The sequence below is a fragment of the Paenibacillus agaridevorans genome (genome assembly GCF_003112455.1).
GTDB lineage: Bacteria > Bacillota > Bacilli > Paenibacillales > Paenibacillaceae > Pristimantibacillus > Pristimantibacillus agaridevorans.
Genome location: NZ_BDQX01000163.1, coordinates 33,464 through 37,821, shown reverse-complemented (window position 1 = coordinate 37,821; position 4,358 = coordinate 33,464). Strand labels below are relative to the sequence as shown.

The 4,358-nt window shown below is 57.2% G+C and carries 4 protein-coding genes; 3 read left to right on the top strand and 1 reads right to left on the bottom strand.

Annotated features, from left to right (window positions below; genetic code table 11):
* The 3 genes from PAT3040_RS14245 to PAT3040_RS14235 form a co-directional block, all read left to right on the top strand.
* On the top strand, positions 1–2,338 hold a 2,338-nt coding region (locus tag PAT3040_RS14245; protein ID WP_108993258.1), incomplete at its 5' end, for a glycoside hydrolase family 95 protein.
* Positions 2,339–2,543: 205 nt separating this feature from the next.
* Complete coding sequence (locus tag PAT3040_RS14240) at positions 2,544–3,041, top strand: SRPBCC family protein (protein ID WP_108993257.1); 498 nt, start codon at positions 2,544–2,546, stop codon at positions 3,039–3,041.
* The gene (locus PAT3040_RS14235) at positions 3,028–3,348 is read left to right on the top strand and encodes an ArsR/SmtB family transcription factor (RefSeq protein ID WP_108993256.1); all 321 of its coding nucleotides are present in this window, start codon (positions 3,028–3,030) and stop codon (positions 3,346–3,348) included. Before PAT3040_RS14240 ends, PAT3040_RS14235 begins: the two co-directional genes overlap by 14 nt.
* A 327-nt stretch (positions 3,349–3,675) precedes the next feature.
* Here PAT3040_RS14235 and cysC read toward each other — a convergent pair whose 3' ends face one another.
* Positions 3,676–4,320, bottom strand: a complete 645-nt coding sequence (gene cysC / locus PAT3040_RS14230; protein ID WP_258234974.1) for an adenylyl-sulfate kinase — start codon at positions 4,318–4,320, stop codon at positions 3,676–3,678.
* Between the last annotated feature and the right edge of the window lie 38 nt (positions 4,321–4,358).

Genomic DNA, 4,358 nt, shown 5'->3' with positions numbered 1-4,358 from the left:
GTGGTACCGTCAGCCGGCCGACGAATGGGTCGAGGCGCTGCCGGTCGGAAACGGACGTTTGGGCGGCATGGTCCATGGCGGCATCAAGCGCGAGACGATCGCGCTCAACGAGGAGACGCTGTGGTCCGGCACCAAACGCGGGGCGGAGCGGGAGGAGCCTCTGCGTTATTTGGAGGAGAGCCGCAGGCTAATATTCGAAGAGCGGTATAACGAAGCTCAGTCGGTTATCGAGGAGCATATGCTGGGACCTGCAGGGAATGCTTTCCAGGCTATGGGCGATCTTGAGCTGTCCATGAGCCATCCCTCCTTGGCAAAAGAGTATCGGCGCGAGCTTGATCTTCGTACCGGGTTATGCCGGACGGAATATATGTCGGGCGACACGCGGATAACGAGGGAGGTTTTCGTATCGGCGGTGGATCAGGTCATGGTCGTGCGGCTGGAAGCCGACCGTCCGGGAGCCATCGGATTGGAGGCGGCGCTCACGAGCAGACTCCAATATCGCGTCGAGAAATCGGGAGTGGACCGCCTTATCCTGTCGGGAGCGGCACCGAGCCTTCTGGATCACGAGCAAGAACGTTCGGAGGATACGGTCGTTTACGAAGAGGATAAAGGCATCCGGTTCCAGATTCATCTTAAGGCCATACCCGAGGGCGGAGTTGTCGAGGCGCATGGCGGAAGGCTGGAAGTAAAGCGGGCGGATGCGGTAACGTTGCTGCTGACCGCGGCCACCAGCTTTAACGGCTTCGACCGCGACCCTGTTCTGGACGGTCTGGATCCGCGACCTCGCTGCGATCAATGGCTGCAAAAAGCTGAAAGCGCGGGTTATGCCGAGCTCCGGAATCGTCATATCGCGGATTTCTCGTCATATTTCGATCGCGTGACGCTGGAGCTTGACGCGCCGGATCGGGACGGCGTCCCGACGGACGAGCGTATTGCGGCGGTGAGCGGCGGCCAAACCGACGAACGGCTTGCCGAGCTGTTTTTCCAGTTCGGCCGCTATCTGATGATCAGCTCGTCGCGTCCCGGCACGCAGGCGACGACGCTGCAGGGCATCTGGAACAACATGACGAAGCCGCCCTGGTCTTGCAACTATACCGTCAACATTAATACGCAGATGAACTATTGGCCGGCCGAGGTATGCAATCTCGCGGAATTTCACGAGCCGCTGTTCGATCTGCTCGGCGATCTGCGAGTCGCGGGAGCGCGGATGGCCGAGGCCTACTACGGATGCAGGGGCTGGGCCTCTCATCATAACGTCGACTTGTGGCGGAATACGAGCCCGTCGCAAGGCTCCGCGAGCTGGTCGTTCTGGCCGATGGGCGGCGTGTGGCTGTGCCAGCATTTATGGGAGCATTATGCCTACGGTTGCGATGAGGAGTTTCTTCGCGACACGGCCTATCCCATCATGAAGGAAGCGGCGTTGTTCTGCCTCGACTATCTCGTCGAGGACGGTCAAGGCAATCTCGTATCCGTTCCGTCGACGTCGCCGGAGAACACCTTTATCGCGCCGGACGGGCAACGCTCGGCGGTCAGCATGAGCTCTACGATGGATATCGCGCTGATGAGGGAGCTGTTCGGGAACTGCGCGGAGGCCGCCCGCATTTTAAATGCCGATGCGGACTTCCGCGTAACGCTGCAGGAGGCGCTGGAGCGCCTTCTGCCGTTCCAAATCGGGCAGCATGGCCAATTGCAGGAATGGTACCGCGACTTCGAGGAAGCCGAGCCCGGGCATCGCCATACGGCCCATTTGTACCCGCTGCATCCGGGTAAATTGATCACGGTGCGCGGCACGCCGGAATTAGCCAAGGCTGCCCGCGCAAGCCTCGATCGGCGCCGGGTCTATGAAGGCGAGGATACGATCGGATGGTGTTATTCTTGGAATATTAGCCTGTACGCGCGTCTGGAGGATGCGGAGACGGCGCATAGTTATTTGACGAAGCTGCTCGGCAACCCGTTCCCTAACCTCTTTAATGCGCACCGGCATCCGAAAATCACGTTTTATCCGCTGACCATCGAGGCGAATTTTGCGGCTTCCGCGGGTATTGCCGAGCTCCTCTTACAGAGCCATGCAGGCGAGCTGCATCTGCTGCCGGCGCTGCCGAAGGCATGGCCATCCGGACGGATCGGCGGCATCCGTGCCCGCGGCGGCTACGAGCTCGACCTCGAATGGAGCGACGGTAAGCTTACGCACGCGGTTATCCGTGCCGCCCGAACAGGTCGCTGCCAGTTGCGGACCTCCGTGCCTGTTAAGGCAGAAGGCCGGGATTGGGAACAGTTAGAGGAAGGCGTCATTGCTTTTGAGGCCGAAGAGGGCAAGAGTTATTCGATTTGTAGGTAGAGAAGTAGAGTAGCCGGTAGAGGCAGAGCTGCTTCGATAGGGTAGAGCCGTTATGATCATGACGGCTCTTTTCCTGTTTATTCGAAGTTCATTCGCGTGATAAATAAATATAATTTGAAGGTTATATATCTGTGTGGTAATATATAAATATCGCAAACGAAATACAAAGCAAAAAATACAAATTACCGGGATGGAGGCATAAGGCATGATAATGGAAGGACGGGTAGCGGATGCACCCGGAGGGAAAGTCATCGTATTTGAGCGTTATTTGAAGCATTCGACGGAAGACGTTTGGAAGGCGGTAACGGAACCTGCCATGATTAAGCAATGGTTAACGGCCGAAGCAACGATGGAGCTCGCCGAAGGCGGGAATGTGAAGCTCCAATGGGAAAATGGCGACATCGTGACGGGGCGGGTGACGACATATCAACCTCCTTTTCTGCTGGCCTATACGTGGGAGGAAAATTCGTCCGGCAATTCAGAGCTGAGCTTCGCGCTGCAAAGCAGCGGGCAGGGCACGTTGTTGACGCTAAAACATGTGTTCTACAAGACGGACGATCTATCGAATTTCTTGTCGGGCTGGCATGTACATCTAGACGTAGTCGATCTCGTGCTGCAAGGCAAAAGCGGGGAGTTCCCTTGGGACAGACAGAAAGAGTTGAGGGAAATCTATAGGGACAGGCTGCTTCATGGAAGCCGCTAAGCTGAGCATTTTCGAGGTCATCGCCGAGCCGAATCGACGGACGATGATCGAACTGCTGCGCGTACGAGAGCGATCGGTCAACGAGTTGGTCGGCCATTTGGCCATCAGTCAACCGGCTGTATCCAAACATCTGGGCATCCTGAAAAATGCCGCTTTGGTGGGGATCAGGCAGGAAGCGCAGAAGCGAATCTATTACTTGCGTCCCGAACCGCTTCGAGAGATCGATTCCTGGATCGAGAACTATAGGGAATTCTGGTCCGATCGGCTTGACGCGTTGGAAGATCTGCTGGATAAAAACGGGAAATAAAGCAGGCGCCTAGCGTCGACGATAACCAAATCGACCTGCCTTATCGTCGGAATCGGCTATAGGGCAGGTCGATTTTTGTATACGGGCACGAGCACGAGCGGCTAACGGACATCAGCATCACTATAATGCCGGATGAACACACTTTGAAAATCTAACGGACAACAGGAAACTTAATGGGCCAAAATGAAGCGAGAAATCGCCGAAAGTGGGCAAATAGTGGCTGTGTGGTCCGTTAGAATCCCAAAACCCGATACATCGCCCAAATAGCGACGTTTGTGTCCGTTAGCCAGTATGCCTCTTCGCCAAGGGGAATGCGTTCAAGCACGTTCACCGCTCGGGCATACCTCCCGTGCGTAAGGGAAAAAACGTCTCCAGCACCAATCGGACGCAGTCTTCCGCATCGTTTTCGGCTGTACGGAGGACAAGGTCGGGCTGCGCCGGCGCCTCGTACGGATCGGAGATGCCGGTGAACGCTTGAATCTCGCCGCGCCGGGCCTTCCCGTATAGTCCCTTCACATCTCTGGCTTCGCAGACGGCAAGCGGGCAATCCACATAGATCTCCGCAAAACGGGGAAGCTCCGAACGCGCATAGTCTCGCATCTCCGCATAGGGAGTGATCATGGAAACGACGACGTTGACGCCGTGACGGTTCAACAAACCGGCGATGTAGACCGCACGGCTGATGTTCTGGAACCTGTCCTCGCGGCTGAAGCCCAGCGACTGGCCGAATATGCGCCGAAGCTCGTCGCCGTCCAGCCACTCCGCGCGAAGCCCCCGTTCCCGAAGCTGCCCCGCGACGCCGGACGCGATCGTGCTTTTCCCGGCGCCGGACAAACCGGTGAACCAAAGGGTGGTGCCGATGCTTTCGCTCCCGTCGCTCCATGAGCCGCTATCTTGGTCTGGAAGGTTCTTGTCGGAACGAGCTGCCGCGACGATCTTTCCCGACATCTCGAACGTACTTCGATAGGTCATCCTTATATCCCCCCTCCGGATACGGACACCTTCGCACC